Origin of the sequence: Collimonas rhizosphaerae (assembly GCF_038896935.1) — a bacterium.
GTDB classification, from domain to species: domain Bacteria; phylum Pseudomonadota; class Gammaproteobacteria; order Burkholderiales; family Burkholderiaceae_D; genus Collimonas; species Collimonas rhizosphaerae.
Genome location: NZ_JBANDC010000001.1, coordinates 222,244 through 244,755, shown reverse-complemented (window position 1 = coordinate 244,755; position 22,512 = coordinate 222,244). Strand labels below are relative to the sequence as shown.

At 58.1% G+C, this 22,512-nt stretch carries 23 protein-coding genes, 1 tRNA gene and 1 pseudogene; 12 read left to right on the top strand and 13 right to left on the bottom strand.

All coding sequences use genetic code 11. The features are described from left to right. Nucleotides 1-15 precede the first annotated feature (15 nt). Entirely contained in the window at nucleotides 16-534 is a 519-nt protein-coding gene (locus V8G57_RS01170) for a spore coat protein U domain-containing protein (RefSeq protein ID WP_342827845.1), read from the top strand. Nucleotides 535-542: 8 nt separating this feature from the next. Here the strand turns inward: V8G57_RS01170 and V8G57_RS01165 are convergent, their stop codons facing one another. Then, on the bottom strand, nucleotides 543-2,456 hold the full coding sequence (locus V8G57_RS01165) for a sigma-54-dependent Fis family transcriptional regulator (protein WP_342827844.1): 1,914 nt from the start codon (nucleotides 2,454-2,456) through the stop codon (nucleotides 543-545). A 164-nt stretch (nucleotides 2,457-2,620) separates the two neighbouring features. On the opposite strand from V8G57_RS01165, the gene V8G57_RS01160 reads away from it, so the two are divergent. Then, entirely contained in the window at nucleotides 2,621-3,055 is a 435-nt protein-coding gene (locus V8G57_RS01160; RefSeq protein WP_092391936.1) for a hypothetical protein, read from the top strand. A 2-nt stretch (nucleotides 3,056-3,057) separates the two neighbouring features. Here V8G57_RS01160 and V8G57_RS01155 read toward each other — a convergent pair whose 3' ends face one another. Continuing rightward, nucleotides 3,058-4,428 (bottom strand): alpha/beta hydrolase family protein, encoded by a 1,371-nt coding sequence (locus V8G57_RS01155; RefSeq protein WP_342827843.1) that lies wholly within the window; start codon nucleotides 4,426-4,428, stop codon nucleotides 3,058-3,060. A gap of 74 nt (nucleotides 4,429-4,502) precedes the next feature. Further along, on the bottom strand, nucleotides 4,503-5,219 hold the full coding sequence (locus V8G57_RS01150) for an FMN-dependent NADH-azoreductase (protein ID WP_342827842.1): 717 nt from the start codon (nucleotides 5,217-5,219) through the stop codon (nucleotides 4,503-4,505). 97 nt (nucleotides 5,220-5,316) lie between these two features. Between V8G57_RS01150 and gcvA the strand changes: the two genes are divergently transcribed. The 3 genes from gcvA to V8G57_RS01135 all read left to right on the top strand — a co-directional run bounded on the left by gcvA (nucleotide 5,317) and on the right by V8G57_RS01135 (nucleotide 7,476). Next, nucleotides 5,317-6,243 carry a transcriptional regulator GcvA gene (gene gcvA / locus V8G57_RS01145; RefSeq protein ID WP_342827841.1) on the top strand — a complete coding sequence of 309 codons (927 nt, stop codon included), beginning with the start codon at nucleotides 5,317-5,319 and terminating at the stop codon, nucleotides 6,241-6,243. A gap of 101 nt (nucleotides 6,244-6,344) precedes the next feature. Beyond that, nucleotides 6,345-6,950, top strand: coding sequence for a pyridoxamine 5'-phosphate oxidase family protein (locus tag V8G57_RS01140; protein WP_342827840.1), 606 nt, complete (start codon nucleotides 6,345-6,347; stop codon nucleotides 6,948-6,950). A gap of 7 nt (nucleotides 6,951-6,957) precedes the next feature. Further along, nucleotides 6,958-7,476, top strand: coding sequence for a DUF1697 domain-containing protein (locus V8G57_RS01135; RefSeq protein ID WP_342827839.1), 519 nt, complete (start codon nucleotides 6,958-6,960; stop codon nucleotides 7,474-7,476). On the opposite strand, the gene V8G57_RS01130 is transcribed toward V8G57_RS01135, so the two are convergent. Genes V8G57_RS01130 through V8G57_RS01115 form a run of 4 tightly spaced genes read right to left on the bottom strand, consistent with a single transcriptional unit; the run spans nucleotide 7,473 to nucleotide 10,166 of the window. Then, the gene (locus tag V8G57_RS01130; protein WP_342827838.1) at nucleotides 7,473-7,877 is read right to left on the bottom strand and encodes an SRPBCC family protein; all 405 of its coding nucleotides are present in this window, start codon (nucleotides 7,875-7,877) and stop codon (nucleotides 7,473-7,475) included. The genes V8G57_RS01135 and V8G57_RS01130 overlap by 4 nt on opposite strands. A gap of 46 nt (nucleotides 7,878-7,923) precedes the next feature. Continuing rightward, the gene (locus V8G57_RS01125) at nucleotides 7,924-8,316 is read right to left on the bottom strand and encodes a Rid family hydrolase (protein ID WP_144736055.1); all 393 of its coding nucleotides are present in this window, start codon (nucleotides 8,314-8,316) and stop codon (nucleotides 7,924-7,926) included. A gap of 45 nt (nucleotides 8,317-8,361) precedes the next feature. Beyond that, nucleotides 8,362-9,522: a DSD1 family PLP-dependent enzyme gene (locus V8G57_RS01120; RefSeq protein ID WP_342827837.1), complete on the bottom strand. Its 1,161-nt coding sequence runs from the start codon at nucleotides 9,520-9,522 to the stop codon at nucleotides 8,362-8,364. Nucleotides 9,523-9,536: 14 nt separating this feature from the next. Beyond that, nucleotides 9,537-10,166 carry an HAD family hydrolase gene (locus tag V8G57_RS01115; RefSeq protein WP_342827836.1) on the bottom strand — a complete coding sequence of 210 codons (630 nt, stop codon included), beginning with the start codon at nucleotides 10,164-10,166 and terminating at the stop codon, nucleotides 9,537-9,539. Nucleotides 10,167-10,262: 96 nt separating this feature from the next. Here V8G57_RS01115 and V8G57_RS01110 point away from each other — a divergent pair, with 96 nt between their 5' ends. Next, nucleotides 10,263-11,186 (top strand): LysR family transcriptional regulator, encoded by a 924-nt coding sequence (locus V8G57_RS01110; protein WP_342827835.1) that lies wholly within the window; start codon nucleotides 10,263-10,265, stop codon nucleotides 11,184-11,186. A 35-nt stretch (nucleotides 11,187-11,221) separates the two neighbouring features. Here V8G57_RS01110 and V8G57_RS01105 read toward each other — a convergent pair whose 3' ends face one another. Then, entirely contained in the window at nucleotides 11,222-13,153 is a 1,932-nt protein-coding gene (locus V8G57_RS01105) for an eCIS core domain-containing protein (protein ID WP_342827834.1), read from the bottom strand. A gap of 134 nt (nucleotides 13,154-13,287) precedes the next feature. Between V8G57_RS01105 and V8G57_RS01100 the strand changes: the two genes are divergently transcribed. After that, complete coding sequence (locus V8G57_RS01100) at nucleotides 13,288-13,833, top strand: hypothetical protein (RefSeq protein ID WP_342827832.1); 546 nt, start codon at nucleotides 13,288-13,290, stop codon at nucleotides 13,831-13,833. Between the two features lie 46 nt (nucleotides 13,834-13,879). On the opposite strand, the gene V8G57_RS01095 is transcribed toward V8G57_RS01100, so the two are convergent. Then, entirely contained in the window at nucleotides 13,880-14,782 is a 903-nt protein-coding gene (locus V8G57_RS01095) for a LysR family transcriptional regulator (RefSeq protein ID WP_342827830.1), read from the bottom strand. Nucleotides 14,783-14,960: 178 nt separating this feature from the next. On the opposite strand from V8G57_RS01095, the gene V8G57_RS01090 reads away from it, so the two are divergent. Together V8G57_RS01090 and V8G57_RS01085 are read left to right on the top strand one after the other, a co-directional pair. Then, nucleotides 14,961-15,728, top strand: a complete 768-nt coding sequence (locus V8G57_RS01090; RefSeq protein WP_342827829.1) for an SDR family oxidoreductase — start codon at nucleotides 14,961-14,963, stop codon at nucleotides 15,726-15,728. Between the two features lie 19 nt (nucleotides 15,729-15,747). Beyond that, nucleotides 15,748-16,680, top strand: coding sequence for an alpha/beta fold hydrolase (locus V8G57_RS01085; RefSeq protein WP_342827827.1), 933 nt, complete (start codon nucleotides 15,748-15,750; stop codon nucleotides 16,678-16,680). A 190-nt stretch (nucleotides 16,681-16,870) separates the two neighbouring features. On the opposite strand, the pseudogene V8G57_RS01080 reads toward V8G57_RS01085, so the two are convergent. The 3 genes and pseudogenes from V8G57_RS01080 to V8G57_RS01070 form a co-directional block, all read right to left on the bottom strand. Next, nucleotides 16,871-17,527: pseudogene (locus tag V8G57_RS01080) on the bottom strand (DsbA family oxidoreductase). A 177-nt stretch (nucleotides 17,528-17,704) separates the two neighbouring features. Continuing rightward, nucleotides 17,705-18,187: a DinB family protein gene (locus V8G57_RS01075; RefSeq protein ID WP_342827826.1), complete on the bottom strand. Its 483-nt coding sequence runs from the start codon at nucleotides 18,185-18,187 to the stop codon at nucleotides 17,705-17,707. 832 nt (nucleotides 18,188-19,019) lie between these two features. Next, a complete protein-coding gene (locus tag V8G57_RS01070) occupies nucleotides 19,020-19,592 on the bottom strand; it encodes a TetR/AcrR family transcriptional regulator (protein WP_342827825.1) in 573 nt (190 codons plus the stop codon). A gap of 465 nt (nucleotides 19,593-20,057) precedes the next feature. Between V8G57_RS01070 and V8G57_RS01065 the strand changes: the two genes are divergently transcribed. The 3 genes from V8G57_RS01065 to V8G57_RS01055 all read left to right on the top strand — a co-directional run bounded on the left by V8G57_RS01065 (nucleotide 20,058) and on the right by V8G57_RS01055 (nucleotide 21,940). After that, entirely contained in the window at nucleotides 20,058-20,483 is a 426-nt protein-coding gene (locus V8G57_RS01065; RefSeq protein ID WP_342827824.1) for an Rrf2 family transcriptional regulator, read from the top strand. Nucleotides 20,484-20,549: 66 nt separating this feature from the next. Next, nucleotides 20,550-21,140: an NADPH-dependent F420 reductase gene (locus V8G57_RS01060; RefSeq protein WP_342827823.1), complete on the top strand. Its 591-nt coding sequence runs from the start codon at nucleotides 20,550-20,552 to the stop codon at nucleotides 21,138-21,140. Nucleotides 21,141-21,178: 38 nt separating this feature from the next. Then, a complete protein-coding gene (locus V8G57_RS01055) occupies nucleotides 21,179-21,940 on the top strand; it encodes an SDR family NAD(P)-dependent oxidoreductase (protein ID WP_342827822.1) in 762 nt (253 codons plus the stop codon). A 480-nt stretch (nucleotides 21,941-22,420) separates the two neighbouring features. Here the strand turns inward: V8G57_RS01055 and V8G57_RS01050 are convergent. Continuing rightward, nucleotides 22,421-22,495: transfer RNA gene (locus V8G57_RS01050), tRNA-Val, on the bottom strand. Nucleotides 22,496-22,512: the final 17 nt, after the last annotated feature.

The following is a 22,512-nucleotide window of genomic DNA, read 5'->3' as shown; positions in this document are numbered from 1 at the left end:
ATCGGGAGATTCGTCATGAAAAATACTACTCAGGGTTTGATCTTGCTTGCCGCATCGGCATGCAGCGCAGCCAGCGCTTTTGCCGCGACAGCCACCGCGACCATGACCAACACGGTCACCGTCGCCAGCAACTGCAGCATCGCCACCGTCGGCTTTACCACCACCTACGATCCGATCGTGACCAACGCCACGACCAACCAGGACGTGACCGCCAGCGTCACCACCACCTGCACTCCCGGCGCCGCGCCCGTCATCACGCTGGGGCAAGGCGCCAACGCCAATACTGGCTCCACCGACGCCGCACCGTTGCGGCGGGTATCCAGCGGCGGCGGCACGCCGACCTATCTCAATTATTCGCTGTTCTCGGATTCCGGACGCACCACGACCTGGGGCAACACCGCAGCCACCGCGCCGGCAGCCGTGAGCGCCACAGGCACGGCGACGCCGCTGACGATATATGCCCGCGTGCCGTCGGGACAAACCGGTGTCGCCACGACATATACCGACACCGTCGTCGCCACGGTCACCTTCTAACTCACCTTCTAACGCAAGTTCAATTTGCGATACACGGTATTGCGCGAAACTCCCAGCGCCTTGGCGGTAGCGGAGACGTTGCCGCCGCTGGCGGCAAAGGCTTTCCTGACTGCGGCCTGCGCCAGGTCTTCCAGGCTACCGGCGCCGCTATCCGGGGCCACGGCAATCGCGGCCGGCTGCTGAGGCTGCACATCCTCCAGGAAGTCGTCGGGCAGGTGCTCCAGCCGGATCAGTCCGCCATCCTCGGCCATGACTACCGCGGTCCGCAGCAGGTTGCTCAGCTGGCGGAAATTCCCCGGCCAGCTGTGCCTGCGAAACAGGTCCATGATGTCGGGCGCGACGCTGCAGCTGCGGTCCTCGCTGCCGGCTTCCGCCAGCAGCCGGTCGACGATGACATCGAGATCGCTGCGTTCGCGCAAGGCCGGCAGCTTGACCACCAGGCCGTTCAAACGATAATACAGGTCTTCACGAAACAGATTGGCCGCGATCAGTTCGCGCAGGTTGCGGTTGGTGGCGCAAATCACCGCGAGGTTGACCGGGATCGCCTTGGTGCTGCCCAGCGGCGTCACCACCCGCTCCTGCAACACGCGCAACAAGCGCGCTTGCAGGCCGAGCGGCATGTCGCCGATCTCATCCAGGAACAGCGTACCGCCGTTGGCTTGCAACAGCTTGCCCTTCCCGCCCTTTTTGCGGGCGCCGGTAAACGCCCCTTCTTCGTAACCGAACAGTTCTGATTCGATCAGCGTTTCCGGAATCGAAGCACAGTTGACGGCGACGAAAGCATTGTCCTTGCGCGGCGAGTCGTTATGGATCGCCTGCGCCAGCAATTCCTTGCCGGTGCCGGTCTCGCCGGTAATCAGGACCGGGATGTCGCGCCCCGCCACCTTCTCGAGCTTGCCGATCAGGGTCGCCATGTGCGGATCGCCGGTATTTAGGTAACGCAAGCTGGACAGGCGGCGCGGCGCCGTTTTCGGCGCAGCAGCCGCCGGCAGGGGCGGCTGTTCGCTGTAATGCTGGAACACGCTGTTGGCCAGCCTCAATTCAGCGCGGGCATAGACCTTGACGCCGCTGTGCAGGCACAGGCTGAGGAGGCCCGGAGCGGCAGCACGGTAGTGGTCGAACAAGGTCGACAGCGGCAAGCCGAACAGCGAGCTGAAGGTATGCGACTGCAACGCCGCCTGCGACAAACCCAGCTGGAACAAGGCGCTGCGGTTGGCCGACAGGAAACGGCCGCCGGGGGTGAAACAGGCGATGCCTTCCACCAGCGTGCCGATGAATTCGGGCCGGCTATGGAAATGCAGCGTGACGGCATTCTCGAATGCCGCCGTAAACAACTGGTTCTCGATCATCTGCGCCGACATGCGCACCAGCGCCATGGTGTGCTTGTGATAGCTGCCGCGGTCGCCGCTGACATCCAGCACGCCGAGGATATTGCCCCGGTAGTCGAAAATCGGCGCTGCCGAACAGGTCAGGAAATGATTGGCTGAAAGATAATGGGCGTCGGCATGCACCGTGGTCGGCGCGCCCTCCGCGATGGCGGTGCCGATCGCATTGGTGCCCTTGCTTTGCTCGGACCAGGCCACGCCCGGATTCAGGGCCACGCGATTGGCCTTGACCAGGAAATCGTCGTCGCCCAGCGCGTGCACGATCACGCCGTTGGCGTCGGTCAGGATCACCATGTTATGGGTGTTGACGATCTGCTCGTACAAAGTTTCCATGACCGGCAAGGCATGCGTATGCAAGACCCGGTTCTGCTCCAGCAGCAGCGACAGGGAGCTGCGGTCCAGCGGCATGATGTCCGGCTTGTCGTGCTGGCCCAGGCCGTAGGCGCTCGATCTTTGGTGCGATTTTTCAATCACCGCGGGATCGCAGGAAAATTGCTCAGCCGACCTGTTCGACCTGTTGTATGAGATATCACGCATTTTGTCTCCTTCGGGCCGGTTTTGCGAACCTCTCTCTGCGGACGCTGCAGCGCCTCTCAACCAAATTTGCTATCCGTCAGTCTACCGGTGATTCGCACCTGATGTCACTGTTCTGACGCTAGCCAGGGCCTTAGGTTCAGCCGCATTTGGTGTATCCTCCCCAGATGAACAGCGAAACCGACATCCAACTCAGCGGGCCATTCAGCGTCACCGACGCTGCCGGGCGTACTCATAACATTAAAGCAATCCGCATCTTCGACGAAGGTTACGGCATCATCGACGTCTATGTCGATTTCGCCGCAGCGGTCGGCAAGGACCGGCTGTACGAAGACAAGGTGCTGATCGCCCAGGTCCTGGCCCAGTTGCGCCGCAGCGGCTATGCCGGCCCGGATTTCGGCCACGGCGACCTTGGTTTGCAAGATGACAAGCTGATTGTGCTGGAAGCGCCGGAAGAATTCAATGACTTCGCGGCAAGCAAGGGCTGGAAAAACCTCGCCGACGAATTTGCCGACGAGCAGGACGCCGAGGCCGACGACACCCCGGCACAAGCCGCATCAAGCTCGAAACTTGATGCCCTCAAGAACAAGTTCAAGGCCTGACCTCAGCGGAAATCCTGCGCCCCGAGCATTTTGTCCCGGGCGTCAGGCGCCGGCGGCTGGCCCTTCATCCAGCCGGCCATCAGGCTGTTGTATCCCGCAGCATAACCGCCATATTTGCGGCTGCCGTCAGGCTTGGCCGTAAAGGTCCTTATACCGTGGTCGGAACCGGGAAAGACAGCGATATCGATCGCTTTGCGGCTAACCCTGAAACGCTCCAGGCGCGCAATCGACGGCGCACTCGGCGCTACCGAGTCATCTTGCGCAAATATCCATAACTGTGGAATCGCAAGGCGCTGCAAGGCCGCCTCCGAATCGTAATGCCAGATCACGCCGGGACTTTCACCGCGCGCCCTTTCCACTTCGCCGCGCAGCAGCTCGCCCGTGTACTGGCCGTCAACCTTGTCCAGCCACGGCGCGCTTGCGTATTTGCCTTTGGCTTGCTGCAGCTGCGGCAGGCCGGCGCGGAAATTCGACGCCGCTACCGTGCCGGCCAGCGCCGTCAGCGAACGCGCCTTGCCGACCACATCCTCGCCGTAACCGAAGTTACGCAGCTGATAGTCGACCTGCCACTGGTCCTGCTCTATCGGCGTGCCTATGACACCGTAACCCACCACCATGAAATCGACCGGCGCCTTGGTCGCCGCAAGCGGCGCCACCCAGCCGCCCTGGCTGAACCCGGCCACGCCGACGCGGCCGACGCGCCCTGCGCTGAGCCGGCGCGCCTCGACCACGGCAGCTGCTACATCATCCGCAAGCTTCACGAAATCCTGGGTATAGACGCCTTCCGACTGCCCGGTGCCGCGCTTGTCGAACACGAATGCGGCGATACCCTGGCTCGCCATCAGGAAAGCGCGATTGCTTGCATCTACCGCCGCGGTCGATTCGGAGCCGTGCACCAGCACGAACAGCGGCGGCTTGTCCACAGGCGTCAGAGGCTCGATCAATTCGCCATTCAGCCTGAGGACACCGGACATGAACCGGGTGCGGGTAATGCGCAACGGCAGGCGCGACCATTGCTGCTCCGGACCACCCTCGAACTGGAAAACGACAGGCTTATCCTGGCACCCGGCGTAACGCAAGTGGCCCGCTAGCCTGGACCGGTCGTTGGCATCTGCTGCCGCGCTCATGGCATTTTCCGCATCGGCCTCGAAGACGCCGATACGGCCGTCGAAGCTGCTGGCCAGCAGAGTGGCCGGAAACCCCGGACGCTGCGTCAGCGTCACGATCTCGCCGGCAGGCGACCGATAGGCTCCGGTAAGGCAGGCCGGCGCCGCAGCTTGCCCGTCTTGAGCCATGGCGGCTGTTGTGGACGAGGCAAACAGAAGGAGGGAATACAGGATGGCGTTGCTCATCTGCGCTTTCGACAATTGCATGGACTTCCTTTATTTTCTGCGGCAAGGCGTCACTCCTTGCACCGGCAATTATTATGCAGCAATCATGCTCGCCGTCACAACGCAATCGAGGGCGCCTGCCGGCAACCTGCAACCTGGCCGATCTCGCTTGCCATCCTCCCGGCCAGGCTGTCGACCTCCGCCTCTGCCGCAGCAATGGACGCCGCGAGACGCTCGTCGCCGAACTCATCGTATTCAATCGCGATGCTGTGCAGCTCATCAATGCCGATGTAAGCCAAGGCGCTGCGGATGCTGGGCTCGACATGGTTCATGGCGGCGATCCTCTGCCCCGCCCCATAACCGTGGTCGCCCCTGGACGACAGCACCACCGCGCGCTTGCCGGCATCCTTCAGCATCGGCCAGTAAGGCTCGCCCTGGCGCTGGCGGTCAAAGCCGAAGGTGCGGCCCACCCTGACGATATTGTCGATCCAGGACTTGAATTGCGCCGGCACGTTGAAGTTATACATGGGCACGCCTAGCACCAGGATATCGGCCGCCAGGATTTCATCGACCAGCGTATCGCTTTCCGCCAGCGCCCTGTGCATCCAGTCTTCGCGCGACGAAGGCGCGGTAAAGGCGGCGTGTATCCATGCACTGCTCACCGGCGACGGCGGATTGAGGCCGACATCGCGTACGCGGACCAGGTCGCCTGGCCGCTGCTGCAGCCACTGCTGGATGAAACGATGCGTCAGCCTGCGCGTATGGGAGCCGTGCGGCTGCAGGCCGGATTGTCCTTCGCGCGCGCTGGCGTCCAGGTGTAGCAAGGTAGTCATTTCAGTTATCCTTTGTGAATTAAATTCATGCATCAGCTTTCCGGATAAACTGTAATCCCCATATATTTTTTGGACAAACGACAAATTTTGCCTGTTCATGGAAAATAAAACTCATCCATTGGATAACCAGGCCGCACGCCGCCTGCCTCCGCTCGCCGCGCTGAAAGCGTTCGAGGCCGCGGCGCGCCACCTGAGCATCAAGTCTGCGGCGGCGGAACTGTCCGTCACGCCGACTGCGGTGAGCCACCAGATCAGGCGCCTCGAAGACAGCCTCGGTGTCGCCGTGTTCCAGCGCCTGCCCCGGCAATTACGCCTGACGTCTGCCGGATCGGAACTGTATGTGGCGCTGCGCGACGGCTTCGACCTGTTTGCCGCAGCCATCGGCCGCATCCGGCTGCGCGATGCAGCGCGCCTGCTCACCATCACCACTACGCCGGCGTTTGCAGCACGCTGGCTGTTGCCCAGGCTGGGCGCGTTCAGGAACGCGCATCCGGAACAGGACCTGCGGCTCCACACTTCAGTGGAAATCGCGCCGCTGGACGGCCATACCGCGGATATCGCGATACGCTACGGCCTCGGTTCCTGGCCGGGACTGGTGGCGGAAAAATTGTTCGATGACCGCATCGCGCCGGTTTGCAGTCCTTTGCTGAAAGTGAAGAAACCCAAGGACCTGCTCAAGCACACCTTGATCCATAACGAATGGCAGGCTTCGCTGCGTAATGCCTCGACCTGGCGCGCCTGGGCAAAGCGCGCCAAATTCAGCAGCCTGGACAGCCAAGGCGGCATCGTGTTCTCGGACGAAAGCCATGCCATCTCGGCGGCGATCGCCGGACAAGGCGTGGCCCTGCTGAGCACGGCATTGATCGAGCCGGAATTGCAAAGCGGCTTGCTGGTGCAGCCGTTCGGTCCGGTGCTCAGCAACTATGCCTTCTACCTGGTGTATCCGGAAGCCAGGCGTACCGAGGTACAAGACGCTTGCGCCTGGATCGGCGCGCAGGCAGACGCCTCAACCCTGCTGTTCTGACGATTGCGGCGACGCGGCTGCTATCCATGGACGCCATTGGGGCCTGCGAAGGCGATGGTTTCCCGGTAAAATCGGCGTCAAACCAACGTCCGGGAACAGATATGCTTACCACCGTCGAGCAGCTCGAGGAAATCTACGGCAAACCGCATGAGCGGTCCTTGTGGAAAGAAATCGATCATCTGAACGAGGACTACCGGTCCTTCGTCAAAGCCTCGCCATTTGTAGTGTTTTCCTCTCACGGTCCGGGAGGAATGGATTGCTCGCCCAAGGGAGATGCGCCGGGCTTCGTCAAGATCCTCGACGACCGTACGCTGGCGATCCCCGACCGTCCCGGCAACAACCGTATCGACACCCTGCGCAACTTGATCGCCGATCCACGCATCGCCCTGCTGTTCATCGTGCCCGGCATCGGTGAAACCCTGCGCGTCAACGGCCGCGCCGAGATTTCAGCGGAGCCGGCCCTGCTCCAGCAATTCGCGATGGATGGCAAGTTGCCGCGCACTGTCATCACCGTCAAGATAGAAGCGGCCTACTTCCATTGTTCAAAAGCGCTGGTGCGCTCGAAACTGTGGGACCCCGCGCAGCATATTGAACGCACCAGCTTCCCCAGCCCTGGCGCCATGCTGAAACGCCTGAGCAGCGGTGGTTTCGATGCCGATGCTTACGACCGCGAACTGCCGGCGCGGGTCAAAGCCACCCTCTATTGACGGGAGCATGAGAATGACGGTTTATGCGGCGCTTCTGCGCGCGGTGAATGTCGGCGGCAACAGCGTCTTGCCGATGAAAGAACTGGCCGCGCTGTGCAGCGGACTGGGCTTCGGCAATGTCCGCACCTACATCCAGAGCGGCAACGTGGTCTTCGACAGCGCGCTAGGCAAGGACGCCGTCGGCCAGGAACTGGCGCAGGCGCTGGCAAAAAAGATGGGCAAACCGGTCGATGTCTTGCTGCGCACAACGGCAGAGCTGCACGCCATCTTGAAAGCCAATCCTTTCCCGGATGCGGAGCCGTCGAAAGTCGCCGTGGTTTTTTGCAGTTCAAGCCTGCCCAAGGGCTGGCTTGAGCTATTGCTCATTCCCGGCGCAGAACAAGTCCGGCCGGGGAAAAAAGAAATCTATATCCACTATCCCGAAGGCATGGGCAGATCGAAGCTGAAGCTGCCCGCATCGACCGGCATCGCTACCGTCCGCAACATCAATACGGTAACCAAGCTGCTAGCCCTGGCCGCCGGCTAAGCTTCTGCGATATTCTTCAGCGCGCCCAGCACATCGGGAAAGTCCGCGGTCACCATCGGCCCGAAATCCGCCGCGGCCGGCCCGGTGACTTCCGTGCTGTAGATGACCTTGCAGCCGCCCGACGCCAGCGGCACGATCTTGTGGTGCACCAGCACGCGGGTGCCGTCTATGATCGTTTCGTCGGTAAAACCCTGGTTCTCCTTGACGTCGATCAAGGTAGTGGTAAACAGGTCTTCACCGGGTGGCTGCATCGTGAATGTCGTGCCATTCGCAAATGCGCCATGGATCTGGATGTTGTCGATTCCCTGGTTCCACTTCTTCCAGCCTTCCACGTCTGCAAACAGCTGCCAGATCCGCGCCGGCGTGGCGCTGGTTTCAATGCTCTCTTCATGAGTCCACATGGTTTTTCCTTGTTGTCTAAGGAGGCATCAATTGCGAAACGCTAATTTAGCATGCCTGAACCCCGCCGGGAACGAAAGCAACCAGCTGCAGCTCGACCGCATAGCCGTGATGCAGGGCCGGCACCGGCACCACGGCACGCGCCGGCTTGTGCGCGCCCAGGTAGCTGGCGTAGATCTCGTTGAACAACCCCCAGTTTTCAACCCCGACCAGATACGCCGTCGCCTGGACTACATCGCCAAAGCCGCAGCCTGCGGCTCGCAGGACTTCCTGGCACTGGCTGAACACTGCTTCACACTGCTGCCGGAAATCGTGGGTGGCGGGATCGATCGTATCGGATGCCGGCAGCATGCCTGACAAAAAGACAAAACCGCTCTGCTCGACTGCTTGCGAATAGTGGCCGCGCGGCGCCGGCACGGCTGGGGCATGGATGATTTTCATGGTCAATTTGTATTGTAGAGGTACGTGATGGGACAAGAACCGTTGCTACCAGCCGCGGAATCGTTCCCAGACATCCAGGATATCCGCGGCATCCCGGCTGACGACATGGTAGCGGGAATGCTGCGCGCCGGTTGCGCAGGCGTGGTTCGGCACGATGCGCAGCATGGTGCCGATGGGCAGGTCCGGCGTTTGCGCAGGATCGCCGGAGCGGTGCGCGATCACGCCGTGTTCCTGGTTGGCGTCGACCATCAGGACGTCGGGCAGCAGCGCGCCGCCGAGATCGCAGACCAGGCCATAACCCTGGTCCACCGCCTGCTTGCTGGTGCCGCGGTCGCGCGACATGGCCATCCAGCCGGCGTCGGTGATGATCCAGCCTTTTTCCTTCTGGTGCCCAATCACCGTGGTAAGCACGGATAGCGCGATGTCCTGTTGGCGGCAAACGCCGAGGCCGGCCATGACCAGGTCGCCGAACACAAACACGCCCGCGCGCACTTCGCTGACGCCATCCAGGTTGCCGGCAAACATGGCGGTCGGGGTCGAACCGATGCTGACCGCAGGACAGGCGATGCCGGCCGCGCGCAAGCGTTCTGCGCAGCCGACGGCTGCATCGCGCTCCTGCTGCGCCATCTGCCTGATGGCAGTTATCGAGCGGCAGTTATAGGAATTGCCGGCATGGGTGATGACGCCGGCCAGATGCTGGCCGCCGGCGGCCAGGCAACGTCCGATATCCAGCAGTTCCGGCGCATCGGGCACCACGCCCGAGCGGTGGCCGTCGGAGTCGATCTCGATCATCACGTCGAAGCGCGTATTTTCCTGGCGCGCCCTGTCGCACAGGGCCTGGGCCATTTCCAGGCTGTCCAGGACGACTGTCAGCTTTATCCCCTGCTGCCGTAGCCTGATCACATGATCGAATTTTCCCGGAACAATGCCGACCGCATACAGGATATCCGTGAAGCCATTGGCTGCGAAATATTCCGCTTCCTTGAGGGTCGACACCGTGATCGGCCCGCTGGCCTGGCCTAGCGTGGCGCGCGTTACCTGGATCGATTTGCTGGTCTTGACGTGCGGCCTGAACGCCACGTCGAAACGGGCCAGGCTGGCGCGCATGCGGGCGATGTTCTGCTCCATGCGGTCCTGGTCGAGCACCAGCGCCGGGGTTTCAAGATCGCTCAGGCGGCGCGGCAGATTTATTGTGGCGTCATTCATGTCATTTCCCCGATTTATTTGATATCGACAAACTCAAGCAGGTCTGTTATCCGCGCCGACTCTGCCAGCGGCGCCGGCGCGCCGGCCGGCGCGGCCAGGCCGATACGGTTATGCCAGAAGGTATCGAGGCCGACTTGCGCCGTGCCGAACATGTCATAGGCTGAGCCGGCGACAAACAGCACGCGCTCTGCCGGCAGGCCCAGTTTCTCCAGCGCCAGCCGATACGGCCGCGGGTCAGGCTTGTAAAACCCGGCCTGCTCCGACGTCACGACCACCTCGAACGGAACGCCGACCCTGTCGGCCGCCAGCCGGCCAAGCCTGGCGGAGCAATTGGTCACCACGCCCAGCCGATAATCCTGCCGCAGGCGGACCAGTGTCGCGGCGGCATCCGGCCAAGGCTGGAGATCGAGCCAGTTCCGGTCAAGCTGATGCGCCAGGTCCGCCGTCAGCCCGACGTTCTGCGCAGCCTGCGCCACCAGCTCTTCATACGGCTGGTAAGCGCCGCAGCCGTAGGTCAGCCGCAGGTATTCGGCACGCCAGGCGCGCCCCGCCTGTTCCGATCCGGCGGCACGGTCCCAGACCGACCAGGAATCCAGCAATGCGGTCAGCAGGTCGAACAAGATTGCCTGATATTTTTTCGCCATGTCAGCCTCGATCCAGTTGGTATGGCGGGATTATCGATCGTATTTTCAAGACTGTGGTTAAATGAAATACATGGCTAACTTAAGTTTTACTTAATAATGATACCGATCGACGATATCCGCTTTTTCATGATCGTGGTGAGAACCGGCAGCCTTGCCGCCGCCGCGCGCGAGATCAACGTCACCGCTTCGGCCGTGACCCAGCGCCTGCAGCAGCTCGAAGCCAGGCTGGGAGTCCGCCTGGTCGACCGCTCCACGCGGAACATGTGCCTCACCGACGAGGGCCAGCTGCTGGCGGAAGAAGGCGCGGCGATTTGCGAGCAGAACGATATCCTGTTTGAAAAGCTGAAAGCACGGCAAGGCATTGTTGCCGGGCACCTGCGCATCAACGCCCCGTTCGGCTTTGGCCGCCGCTACCTGACGCCGCTGGTGGCGCAGTTCCAGAGCGACCATCCCGGCGTCAAGGTTTCACTGACCCTGCTCGACCGCATCAGCGCCGGCGAGGCACACAAGGCCGACATCACGTTCCACATCGGCGCCCTGGCCGATTCCAGCCTGGTGCGCTACAAGATCGGCGCCAACGCCAGGATGCTGTGCGCGTCCCCATCTTATATCCGGCGCGCGGGATCGCCGGCCGATCCGCAGTCGCTGGCCCGGCATCAATGCCTGGTGCTGCAGGAGAACGACGAAGACGTGGGCTTGTGGAAGTTTTCCAAGGGAGCGCTTCAGCATAGCGTGCGCGTAGATCCGATCCTGAGCTCCAACGATGGCGAAGTGGTGCATCAATGGGCCCTGATGGGAAAAGGCATCATGATCCGTTCCGAATGGGACGTCGCCGAAAATATCCGGCGCGGCAAGCTGGTCGCCCTTCTCCCGCAATGGAACCTGGCGCCCGCCGATGTCATCGCGCTGGTGCCGCAACGCAAGGGCATGTCGGCACGGGCGAAGAAATTCATCGAATATGCGATCCGGCAGTTCGGGCCGGTGCCGCCTTGGCGGGCCAAAGTGGACGGCAAGACCTAGCTTAAGAAGGCAATCCAGGAGCAGGACAGTGTCGTTTATCCATTTGAATTGTAGCTGGCGACTGGCCGCCAGGTAGTTACCAGGTTTTTCAGGATGGTTATGTCTGCGGCCTTGTCCAGGTTCTCGGCTTGCAGGCCGTTCAATTGAGTTGTCATCAGGTCCAGCACACTGTCCACCAAAGGAATCAGCTGGGATTCTGCGGCATCGACTTCTTCGCCTATCTCCTTGATGATCGCCAAATGGAGCTTGCCGGTTTCAGTGGAGTCGTCAAGCCCCTCGCCTGAAGTTTTATCCGCCAGCGTTGAATAACTTCCGAAACGCGTTGCCGCCCTCGCGCTTGCGCCTTCCAGTCCAAGCCGCCTCGCGTTGATCAGCTGCACTTGCTGGTACCAGGCCGAATCGTATTCGGCAGAGCCATCTTCTGGATCGTCGATTTTATTCCAGTCCGCGTCATAGCCACTGTCTTCGCCTCCCGCAAGGGCAAGGTTCTGTGCCACCCATGCACTCCATTGCTCGGCTTCGTCGAAATTGCCGAATTCTTCCGCCGCGGCGTCACGTGATATCTCGGCAGCTTCCTTTCGCGGCAGGAGATTTTCATTCTTGTGGCCGAGCCAATCGGTCTTGTGTTTTTCCGCTGCCTCAGCTTTTCTCTTGCAATCTTCTATCTCGGCTTTCTTCGCCGCCACCAATGCGACAGCACTTTGCAAGGGAGCATCGATAGCCGCCCCGCCCGCCAGCGATGCCGTCTTGCGCAGGAATTCTGCGTATCGTATCCCGGTGGTGATGGTCAATGATTTGAGATAATCCAGGCGGTTGAGTTTGTTTTCCTGCGAATCCTGCTTGAAGTAGCCAAGCCTGACCGGCTTGCCTTGCTGCGCCAGGAAGGCATTCTCCGAGGTCCCGACCCACGCCCCGCTCCCGGTATCCAGGGTCGGCTTGAGCCCGATGTTTTCGGCCTCTTCCAACTGCATGTAATAGCTCAGCGTATGCTCTCCGGAAATCGAATCGATCCTTACCCACTGGTCGCTGACCGGCGCGCCGTCTATATCCTTGTACCGGTCTTTGGCGTGGCCTTTCAAGTGGCGCAGGGCATGGTTGAATTCGTGGCCCAGATAAATATCCTGGTTGCCTTCGCGCGTATAGTCGCCTTCCGGCAATCCTTTGGCCGGCAGGACAGCCGTGCTTTCACCCCTGACGTTCATGAAGACAGTATGCTTGGCAGGGTCGTACTGAGGAGGCACTGCAGAGGAAAAATCGAAAAAAAACTGCTGTTCGTCATTGATCAGGTTCTTCAGCAAGGTGCCGCCGCTGGTCGCGCTCGCCCCTATGCTCGCCTCCCAAGTACCGGCTCCCGCGTCTGCCAGGGTAATTGCGGCGGAACCCGCCAGACTGTTTAACTGCTCTAGCGCCAGGTCTTTATCCGCCTCCTCGCCTTTAAGGGTGAGTTTTCTCTGGATGACGGACATGCCGTCCGCTTGCGCCAATGGCATCCGCTGAACGGCCATCGACTGGCTGGTTGATGGCTTGACACCATGGAGAGATCGGCTGCCGGCCTGGACAGCTTTTGCTCCCATCGTATCCGCTTCACGTTCCAGTTCCGCATCATCATTGACCGGCGCACCTTGTTTCATTTGCAGCGTGGGTTTTACCCTGCCCTGTTTCTGCTGCACCACGTGCCAGGCTTCATGCGGCAAATGTTTTTGCTGGCCGGGAGCCAGGTGGATCTCGCTGCCCGCGGCATATGCGTGCGCCTGTACAAGTGCCGGCAGAGAGGAGTTGTAATGGACATTGAGGCCATCCAGCGCTATCCCGGACAGGTTTTCGATACCGTACTTCAAGCGATCGGGAAGGCCGGTGCGGACGGTCCTGGCTGGAGGCACACCGGCAGCCGGCGCTCCGCCTTGCGCTGCCGGCAGGCCTGTAGCGCGCCTCTGAAGAGCGCTGCCGGCATAGTGGTAATTGTCCATTGCCACCAAGCCGGCGCTGTCGTCATGCGATACGCAAGGCTGCTCAGGAAAGCTGTCTTGTGCAACAAGCTGCGGCAGCGGGGCTAGCGGTCTCATTTTCTGCATGCCTGGCGCCCCTTGTCCGGTAAGGCCGATTGAGCTATCACAAGGAAATGTACGGTGATTCCAGCCAAAAAACAATCACAACAGCAGGTGACCCGCTTCGCGGCGGGGGAACCTGCAACAGGACTGACGCTACCGCAGATGCTCTGCCGCTTTCCCGGCACGACCTGTCAAATTTAACAGGTGCATCGGAGAATCGCATAATACAGATCGCGTTCTGGCCGGAGAAGCAGTACGTTCTTTGCATCAATTCCATTGGATTTCCGACGCGGAGGACGGCCAGCATGCAAAAGATAACGCTGCCTCAGGCATCGCTGCCGATTGTGAAAAGCGCCGCCGCTCTACGGCCCGACGTGCTCGCCGACGGATGCAACGACCTCACCGCGATGGGCGCTTATCGATATGCAAGCTCCCCGCTCCAGAGGCGGGCGGATATTGCCCATGAAGCGGCTCCAGCGAGTTCGATACCTGCCCAAATCAATCGCACCGGCCTTCCCGATCGCTTAAAAAACAGTATCGAAAACCTGATCTGGCTCCGGGACAGCAAAAGCATCTGCCGCACGAAGCCTGGCATGTGATACAGCAGCATCAGGGGCGGGTCAAACCTACGATCCAGCTGATCTATCAAACCACATCCCAATATGGTGGGGTGCCGAAAGCCCCGCGCAACGCCATGACAAGTTCTTGAAGTTTTTTGGAGGCCCTACGGCCCTCGGGGTGCGCAACATAAATCATTTCTTCTGCGGCTTCACTTCCAACGTCAACCCTGACGAGCGCTCCTTTTTTGACGTCTTCTCCGACAATAAAGCTTGGCAGAAGTGCCAAGCCTAGACCAGCCAACGCAGCATCTCTCATCATGTCGCCGTTGTTGACCCTCAACGAAGCCGGTGGCCGGACGAAGGCATCTGGGCGCAAGTCTAGAAACCGCCAGTCAGCGACGTTTCGATTTGTATAGTAAATGGCTCTGTGGCCACCTAAGGCGTCGAGTGTCGTCGGTTTTCCGTAATGCTTTAGGTACTCTGGGGATGCCACAAGAAGCCGCCTGCTCGGGGCGATTGGCAACGCGACAAGTCGGGAGTCTTCGACCGTACCATGCCGTATGACGGCATCATACCCGTCGGCCGCGGCGTCAACTCGCCGGTCGTCCAATTCCAATGTGAGCGAAATTCCGGGATGCTTCGACAAAAAAGGGTACAGCGCTGGGCCAAGATGCATGCGCCCAAATGTGACTGGGGCGGACAATCGCATCGGTCCGCTCAAAGTGCCGCGTCGCTCCGAAACCTCTGCCACTGCGTCTTGAACCTCCCAAACGATGCGGCTCGCCCTTTCGAAGAACGCTATCCCATCCTCCGTCAGGCTGAGTTTGCGCGTTGTTCGGTGAAACAACGGCGCCCCAAGACTTTGCTCAAGTCCGGCGAGCCGTTCGCTGACAACCGACTTTGAAAGGTGCAGCCTCCTGGCTGCTGCACTGATAGAGCCAGCTTCCGCTATAGCAACAAAGTTCGTAATCCCGTCCAGCTTGACCATGCGTCCTCCGGCGCCCATGCGGTGTGTGCTGCGACCAAATCAATCCGGTAGTGCAACTTCAATTGTTCGATTATACCGAACACAAATTCCTTTAGTTGCCCACTTATCCAAACAGACTTCGACTACTACACTGAGTTCAGTAATTCATTTTTCTTTAATCACTTTCTAGGAGATTCAAATGAGCAAGCGACTTGAGGGCAAGGTTGCCATCATTACCGGCGCAAGTTCGGGCATCGGCTTTGCAACTGCACAACTGTTTGCCGCTGAAGGAGCCAAGGTTGTCGTTGGAGCGCGCCGACAGGCCGAGCTAGACCAATTGATCGGCCAAATTCGCAGCGCGGACGGCCAAGCCGTGGCTCTGGCCGGCGACGTTCGGTCCGAGGAGTACGCCAAAGCGCTGGTGGCGCTGGCGGTCGAACGCTTTGGGCGCCTGGATATCGCATTCAATAATGCCGGCACTTTGGGTGAAGGCGGCCCCTCCACTGACGTCTCCGAAGCCGGTTGGACGGACACCTTGGCAATCAACCTGACCGGCTCCTTCCTCGGCGCCAAGCACCAAATTGCCCAGATGCTGAGGAACGGCGGCGGCTCGCTCATCTTCACTTCCACCTTCGTGGGCCATACCTTTGCTTTTCCTGGGGTCGCCGCCTATGCTGCAAGCAAGTCCGGCCTCATCGGTCTGACTCAGGCCCTGGCTGCCGAGTTCGGTCCCCAAGGAGTGCGCGTCAATGCGGTACTGCCCGGCGCTGTGGACACCGACATGTATCGCGGCATGAATAACACTCCTGAAGCGCAATCTTTCGTGACCAACTTGCACGCTTTGAAGCGCGTCGCCACGCCCCAGGAGCTGGCTCGGTCCGTCCTGTACCTCGCTTCGGACGATTCATCCTTTGTCACCGGCACCGCATCCCTTGTGGATGGCGGCGCCTCGATTACACGCACCTGAACCCAAGGAGAACAACATCATGCTCAGCACTTTTAATCGCGCCCTTGGTGCCAGCCTTTTTGCAGTCGCCGCGCTGACCGCTTCGCTGCCGGTACACTCTGAACCCAAACCGTATCCGGCGAACTTCAAAACAGAAAGCATCAATACGGATGGCGCCACGATTCACGTACGTGTCGGCGGTGCCGGGCCCGCCGTTGTTCTCATCCACGGCTTTGGAGACACCGGAGACATGTGGACGCCAATGGCGATTGCTCTTGCCAAGGACCACCGGGTGGTTGTCCCCGACCTGCGTGGCATGGGGTTGTCTTCCAAGCCCGAGGGCGGCTACGACAAGAAAACCCAGGCTGGCGACATCCGTGCGGTCTTAGACAAACTCGGCATCGACAAAGCGGACATCGTTGGTCACGACATCGGCACCATGGTGGCCTACGCTTATGCAGCGCGCTACCCGGAGAAGACCACGAAGCTGGTGGTGATGGACGCACCAGTGCCAGGCGTGCCTCCTTGGGAACAAATTGTCCGCCTGCCGGTGCTGTGGCACTTTGACCTCGGCGGTAAGGACATGCTGCGCTTAGTCCAGGGACGTGAGCGCATCTACCTCGACCGGTTCTGGAATGATTTCGCCGGCGATGCCAGCAAAGTCGATGAGGCCACACGCGTCCACTACGCGAAGCTCTATGCTCGCCCCGGCGCCATGAAAGCGGCCTTTGCCCAGTTCCAGTCAATCCGTAAAGACGCTGACGACAATGCCGAATCCGTGAAGACCAAACTCGGCATGCCGGTCCTGGCAATTGGCGGCGAGAAGTCCTTTGGTGCGAACGAAGCTGCGGTCATGCGCAACGCCGCAACTAATGTCACTGAAGTTGTAGTGCCCGGTTCCGGTCACTGGCTGATGGACGAGGCACCTGCAGAGACTGTGAAGACGGTGCAGTCCTTCCTCAACACGAACTGACATAGTTCAATGAAGGGACGTGCGCCAACGAGGGTGCTCGTCTTTCCATGTGCGTAACCCATATCCGGCTCGTATGTCCTGGCACACAAACATTAACGAATCAATTCGATTAGGTGGAATGGTTGAATGACCGCGGCTGGCACCGGCCATTCCCGGTCAGCACCAGTTCGCGAACACTCTCCCGCGACAATCACTCCCGCTCGTCGCTCGCCAGGATCGCCCGAAGCTTCTCTTCAAATACCTCCGGCGGCTGGCCGCCCGAGATCAGGTAGCGATCATTCACGATGACTGCGGGCACGCTGCTGATGCCGCGCTGGGCCCACAGCGTTTCCTCTTCCTTCACTTCCTGAGCAAACCGATCCGATGCCAGTACTTCGTCGGCTTCGGCGCCATCCAGGCCGGCTTGCCTGGCAAGTTCCGCCAGCACATTCCTGTCCGCGATGTTTTTCCCGTCGGTGAAATAGGCTTTGAGCAAGACCAGTTTGAGCGTTGCTTGCGCATTCTTCTCTTTCGCCCAGGCAAGCAGACGATGCGCGTCGAAAGTGTTGTAGACACGACTGGCGTCATCCCGGTTCATGGTGAAACCGACGGCAGCCGCCCTGGCCCGGATCTGTTCACGGTTGATGCGCGCCTGATCGGCGGTGATGCCGTATTTTTCGGTGATGTGTTCAAGTTATTCCTGCCCGGCTGCGGGCATACCAGGGTTGAGCTCGAACGGGTGGACGGTGAAGTCGACGTGCGTCTCCGGAGCGAGGCGTTCGAGCGCGATATTGAGACCCGCCAGCCCGATAGCACACCAGGGGCATACGACATCGGAGACGAAATCGATTTTCAAAGCGTTATTCATGGCAATACCTCATGGCATGGCACCTGTCGTCAGGTGGCGTTAATGGATGAAGATATTGTAAGTCGGATGTGCGAGCGTCATCCGGGGGTGTCGCAGAGATGTCCGTATATGGACTCCATTTCTACGAATCCGTCCGTTTCATTCGAGGCGTCATGGCATGCCTTATCACCGTTGCCGTCAACGAGATTCGGCCTTATGCAAATAGACTGTGAAAGGATGCACGGAAGCTTGGGGCAAGAGCAGCCCTATGGCTCCACGATGATAGTCACCATGAGTTGCAACGTGAACAAGCATTTCCTCGCGCAACATGCATCCTGACACGCCGTCCGTGAACGTAAACTGGAGGCTTTCCGAAAACCGTTCCGCTGCCAATTTCCCGATATATTCCACATACCAGCGGTCTGATTTAACCACCGCAGAGCGTAGCTCCTCGATTGTCGGTGTCTCCGGCGTGTTAATTCCTGTGTAGCCGGGCATTTCCCCTGACAGATGGGCAGCAAAGATGCGATCAACGATGTATATGTGGTTTAAGAGGCGAATCACAGAGTGTCGTTCCGATTGGCGAGCCGCTGCATCGACCTTTGCGAGTTCAGTAAAGAGTCCCTCGTTGGCCCAAGCTTTATACTTGAAGACCGAAAGCAGTAAGGTTTGTGCGCTCATGTACAACCTTTCTGGAATTGCGTCCGCTAAAGGCAAGTACCGGTTGCTGCAGGCTCAGGTCCGAAATGCCCTCTGCGCCGATTTGATCTGATCGACTGCGGCGGACCTCGTTGACCACGCAGTACGCCATGATCAACTGATACCTGCTTGCCAGGCAAGCAAACGACCCAATGCAGACTTCGCATCAAGATTTTTAGACGATCCTGCATCATCTTTGCGGCTTAAGCTCAATTGTTCTTCCTTTTTTGCGTAGAAATATTATTTGAGCTATCACTCCAACGATAAGAATGACGAATAGACCGCCCTGAGATCCAAGAAGAAGTGGAGACTTTAGGTCAGTTACGAATGGATGGCCGTCCGGAACGCGGCGTAGCGTCTCGCTTACGGTGGGAACCATCAATAAGAACGCAGTAAGGCTGAGGCTAATGGTTTCGATGTAAATAGCCGCTCGCCCAACGGAAGTAATGTGGGCTATTCCGTAACCCGTCACCAAAAGCAAAATCGTAGCAGTGGCAATGCCATAGCTCACTGGCTGATGTGCGACAAGAAATACCGTAGTCGCGCCTATTAGCATCGAAATAAAGTACGCAATACCCGGAGCACTGCGAGGTGCAATCCTGCCATGCCGTACAAACATGTAGATGACTAAAGGTATGGCAGGTAGGCTGCCAATTGTATGTAACCAGCCTAGAGGCGTTATCCCAAACATAATGATTCCTTTCGTATATTGACAAAATGATGCTGCTAACCAAAAAAATCCAAGCCCCTGAAAGCTACCTACTAGTTGGCAGGTAATTGGGCGAAATTAAGTTCCACTTAAGAAATTTCAGATTTACAGAAGACGCTTCAGCAGTGGATGGGTTATTGCGCCGAATATCTTCGCGTCGTCGTAAGCGCGTGCTGAGAGCATTGCGCCATGAACCGTGGCCATAAAACTTTCGGCTTCGATTTTGGCTGACGTTGTTAGTCGAATGCGGCCTTGTGCTACGCCACGCTCCAGGACAGAGGTCAACCAGGTCGATAGAGTCCGAAAATGGGCTCGTACTTCGAGCGCAACTTCTTCGGGAAGAACTGGTAATTGAGTTGCGAGCAATGCGCACACGCAGAACGGAGCAGTAGCGTCAGCGATGCAGGACTCCCAATAATGAATGTACGCACGAAGCTGCTCAACTGGTTCAGGGACGTTACGCTCCAATTCCGCCAGTCCCAGCTGAACCTGCTCTCGATAGTTAACTATAAGTGCTCGAACCAAATTGGATTTGGTTGGGAAGTGATGATGAATGGTCGCATTGCGTACTCCAACCACTTTGGAAATGTCGGCGTAGCTGAAGCCGTTATAGCCACCGGAAATTATCAGTGAACGGGCGCAATTTATGATTTCGTCGGACGTGTTATTGGGTTTCATTCCAGGCACTCTACATACTAGTAGGTAGCTTGTCAAGGCGTTTGACTTACTATTATTATTTCCACAATGGATCGGATCGCAGTGATTACCAATGCCCGAGCAGACTGACTACTTTCGACTGTGGATTCAACCGGTGGATTGAGCTCTATCTACCAACACTGATGTATTTGCTCGGAAATATTATTAGCCCCAGAAATACGACAAGAAAAAGTACTGTGTCCATAGTTCATCTTTCAAGCTATTAAATGACTATGGCGTCGGCGCCAAACAACGGCCCGCCAAGCACGCTATATCTCGCGCACATGTCTGACCGCTTTCTGGAAAATTTGTAACTGGCCGCTTCTGGCCGGCTGCAGACGTTTGACAGATTGTATTAATCTGGATTGAAGGCGGCTGCCAATTGCTTATGGTCTCCTCATATTTTTATGCTTGACTTACCAAATGGATACGATAATAATATCCGTTATGGCATCGATAAATACTCAGTTTTCAATTGCGGTTCATGTGTTGGCGGCGATCGCCCACTATGAAACGTCTTTTACGTCTGAAGTTTTAGCCGGCAGCGTGAATGCGAACCCGATTTTTGTTAAGAGAATCCTGGCGAAGCTCTCAAAAGCGAAGTTGGTCAAAGCCACTGTTGGTAAAGCAGGGGGCTACACGCTTACTAAAAATCCAAAAGACATTTCGCTATTAAACATCTCACATGCAATAAACCCTCCTGATGTTTTTGCTATCCACACCTATGAGAAAAAGGAATGGTGCGTAGTGAGCAGTAATATCAAGGAAGTGATGGGCGAGGTTCTGGTCGGTACGCAGAAAGCTGTTGAGAATGATTTGAAGCAGACCACACTAGCAGATGTTGTTTCAAAAATCAGGAACAAATCTCGTTAGCGTTTTTTTTGATCTAAATAGATACTTTAATAGTATCTACAACATAAGCGAAAGGCAGCGAATTTTATGAAAATCGGATTTATCGGAGCGGGAAACGTAGCCCAAACATACGCTAAGTACTTGGTACGGTATGGGCACGAGGTTGTGCTTAGCAACAGCAGAGGGCCGGATTCGTTAAACGAACTCGTGCGTGGTATCGGCTCGAATGCCAAAACAGGCACTGTCCAGGAAGCAGCGATGCAAGATATCGCGATCTTATGTGTCCGGTGGGAGCAGGCAAAGCAGGCGCTCGCCGAGGTTTCGGATTGGAGTGGGCGGATTCTTGTCGACGCGACAAATCGACCTTCCAGCGAGGACGCCGAGGGCAAGACTTCGAGCGAGATCATCGCAAGTTATGCGCCTGGGGCTGGAGTCATCAAGGCGCTCAATACGCTCGTCATGAATTGGATGCCAGCCCCCTCAGAGAACGACCGCAAATTGGTTCTGTTTATGTCGGGCGACGATAAAGCCGCGAAGCAGAAACTAGCGCGCATTCTCGACGAAGCCGGCTTTGCCCCGGTGGATCTTGGGGGGCTGATTGAGTCTGGAAGACTCCAGGAATTCGGCGCTCCCTTAAGCGGACTTCACATGGATCTGATCAAGCGAATGAATTCCTGAATCCAAAGTATAACGATTAACGTTTAAAGGTGAAAACAATGAACAACGGCACAAAAAAATTAGCAGGAAAAATCGCGGTCATCACAGGCGGCAATAGTGGCATGGGCTTGGCCACAGCCAAGCGCTTTGTCGAAGAAGGTGCGCATGTCGTGATCACCGGGCGAAGAGAGAAAGAGCTGGCTGAAGCCGCAGCTTTCATCGGGATAAACGTGACGACGGTCGCAGGCGACGTCTCGAACTTAGAAGATCTCGACCGTCTCTATGCCGTTGTGAAAGAGAAGCATGGCCACATCGATATTCTCTTTGCGAACGCAGGCGGAGGAACAGTCGCGCCGCTTGCAACGGCGACCGAGTCTCATTTCGACAAGATCTTCGATGTCAACGTAAAGGGATTATTCTTTACCGTGCAAAAAGCTCTTCCCCTTTTCAAAGATGGCGGCTCGATCATCCTAACCTCTTCAAACGCAAACGTACTGGGTGTGCCAGCCTTTACTGCCTACGCCGCTAGCAAGGCAGCCGTGCGCAGCTTCGCGCGCGGCTGGACGATGGAGCTAAAGGATCGCAAGATTCGCGTGAATTCGATGAGTCCGGGCCCAATCGAAACTCAAGCTTTGGAGAAGGCGGGCCTCACAGCTGAACAGGCAGAACAGGCGGCAGCTCAGTTCGCCTCGCAAGTTCCGCTCGGCCGCAGAGGCAAGCCCGAGGAAATCGCTGCCGTCGTCGTGTTCCTTGCTTCCGATGAAAGTTCATATATCACCGGTGTGGATCTCGCCGTCGATGGGGGCATGGCGCAGGTCTGACATGAAGATGTCTTCGGCACATGACAGCGACTCACCGGGCGCCTGAGACAAGAGTCTGCTGATTAGCTGTTGAGAAGAATTCTATCGAACCAAAATAAAACGGCGGATGATCCCACGAACATCCGCCATTTTTTAATTCACACGTTCATCTAACGATCGAACAAGCAAAGACGATAATATCGATGAAATCGACGCCATCTTGAAAGCTTGTATACAGCCACAGGAATAAAGCTTGGGAAATCCGTATTTCACAATCCCCTTCACGGCGGACCCTGGACCGGGACGAAGCCGATAACGTGGCGACGCAAATGGGGCATACCGATACCACGATGGTCATGCGCACATGTGGGAAGTGGATCGGTGCTGGCTGGATGAGGACCGTAGACGGCGACTTGAAGTCATTTTCACCCAAATTCACCCCAAACGCAAAAACGAATTTCCCGTTTTCGGCTGAGACCCGCATGGATATTGACTTTGAATTGGTGGGAAGTACAAGTTTCGAACTTGTGACCTATCGCGTGTGAGGCGATCGCTCTACCCCTGAGCTAACCTCCCGGAGAGGCCGCTATTAT

What these genes read in the sequence shown, in the direction of transcription:
- V8G57_RS01170 (WP_342827845.1), top strand. Translation starts at nt 16, where the DNA reads ATGAAAAATACTACTCAGGGTTTGATCTTGCTTGCCGCATCGGCATGC.
- V8G57_RS01165 (WP_342827844.1), bottom strand. Translation starts at nt 2,456, where the DNA reads ATGCGTGATATCTCATACAACAGGTCGAACAGGTCGGCTGAGCAATTT.
- V8G57_RS01160 (WP_092391936.1), top strand. Translation starts at nt 2,621, where the DNA reads ATGAACAGCGAAACCGACATCCAACTCAGCGGGCCATTCAGCGTCACC.
- V8G57_RS01155 (WP_342827843.1), bottom strand. Translation starts at nt 4,428, where the DNA reads ATGCAATTGTCGAAAGCGCAGATGAGCAACGCCATCCTGTATTCCCTC.
- V8G57_RS01150 (WP_342827842.1), bottom strand. Translation starts at nt 5,219, where the DNA reads ATGACTACCTTGCTACACCTGGACGCCAGCGCGCGCGAAGGACAATCC.
- gcvA (WP_342827841.1), top strand. Translation starts at nt 5,317, where the DNA reads ATGGAAAATAAAACTCATCCATTGGATAACCAGGCCGCACGCCGCCTG.
- V8G57_RS01140 (WP_342827840.1), top strand. Translation starts at nt 6,345, where the DNA reads ATGCTTACCACCGTCGAGCAGCTCGAGGAAATCTACGGCAAACCGCAT.
- V8G57_RS01135 (WP_342827839.1), top strand. Translation starts at nt 6,958, where the DNA reads ATGAGAATGACGGTTTATGCGGCGCTTCTGCGCGCGGTGAATGTCGGC.
- V8G57_RS01130 (WP_342827838.1), bottom strand. Translation starts at nt 7,877, where the DNA reads ATGTGGACTCATGAAGAGAGCATTGAAACCAGCGCCACGCCGGCGCGG.
- V8G57_RS01125 (WP_144736055.1), bottom strand. Translation starts at nt 8,316, where the DNA reads ATGAAAATCATCCATGCCCCAGCCGTGCCGGCGCCGCGCGGCCACTAT.
- V8G57_RS01120 (WP_342827837.1), bottom strand. Translation starts at nt 9,522, where the DNA reads ATGAATGACGCCACAATAAATCTGCCGCGCCGCCTGAGCGATCTTGAA.
- V8G57_RS01115 (WP_342827836.1), bottom strand. Translation starts at nt 10,166, where the DNA reads ATGGCGAAAAAATATCAGGCAATCTTGTTCGACCTGCTGACCGCATTG.
- V8G57_RS01110 (WP_342827835.1), top strand. Translation starts at nt 10,263, where the DNA reads ATGATACCGATCGACGATATCCGCTTTTTCATGATCGTGGTGAGAACC.
- V8G57_RS01105 (WP_342827834.1), bottom strand. Translation starts at nt 13,153, where the DNA reads ATGGACAATTACCACTATGCCGGCAGCGCTCTTCAGAGGCGCGCTACA.
- V8G57_RS01095 (WP_342827830.1), bottom strand. Translation starts at nt 14,782, where the DNA reads ATGGTCAAGCTGGACGGGATTACGAACTTTGTTGCTATAGCGGAAGCT.
- V8G57_RS01090 (WP_342827829.1), top strand. Translation starts at nt 14,961, where the DNA reads ATGAGCAAGCGACTTGAGGGCAAGGTTGCCATCATTACCGGCGCAAGT.
- V8G57_RS01085 (WP_342827827.1), top strand. Translation starts at nt 15,748, where the DNA reads ATGCTCAGCACTTTTAATCGCGCCCTTGGTGCCAGCCTTTTTGCAGTC.
- V8G57_RS01075 (WP_342827826.1), bottom strand. Translation starts at nt 18,187, where the DNA reads ATGAGCGCACAAACCTTACTGCTTTCGGTCTTCAAGTATAAAGCTTGG.
- V8G57_RS01070 (WP_342827825.1), bottom strand. Translation starts at nt 19,592, where the DNA reads ATGAAACCCAATAACACGTCCGACGAAATCATAAATTGCGCCCGTTCA.
- V8G57_RS01065 (WP_342827824.1), top strand. Translation starts at nt 20,058, where the DNA reads ATGGCATCGATAAATACTCAGTTTTCAATTGCGGTTCATGTGTTGGCG.
- V8G57_RS01060 (WP_342827823.1), top strand. Translation starts at nt 20,550, where the DNA reads ATGAAAATCGGATTTATCGGAGCGGGAAACGTAGCCCAAACATACGCT.
- V8G57_RS01055 (WP_342827822.1), top strand. Translation starts at nt 21,179, where the DNA reads ATGAACAACGGCACAAAAAAATTAGCAGGAAAAATCGCGGTCATCACA.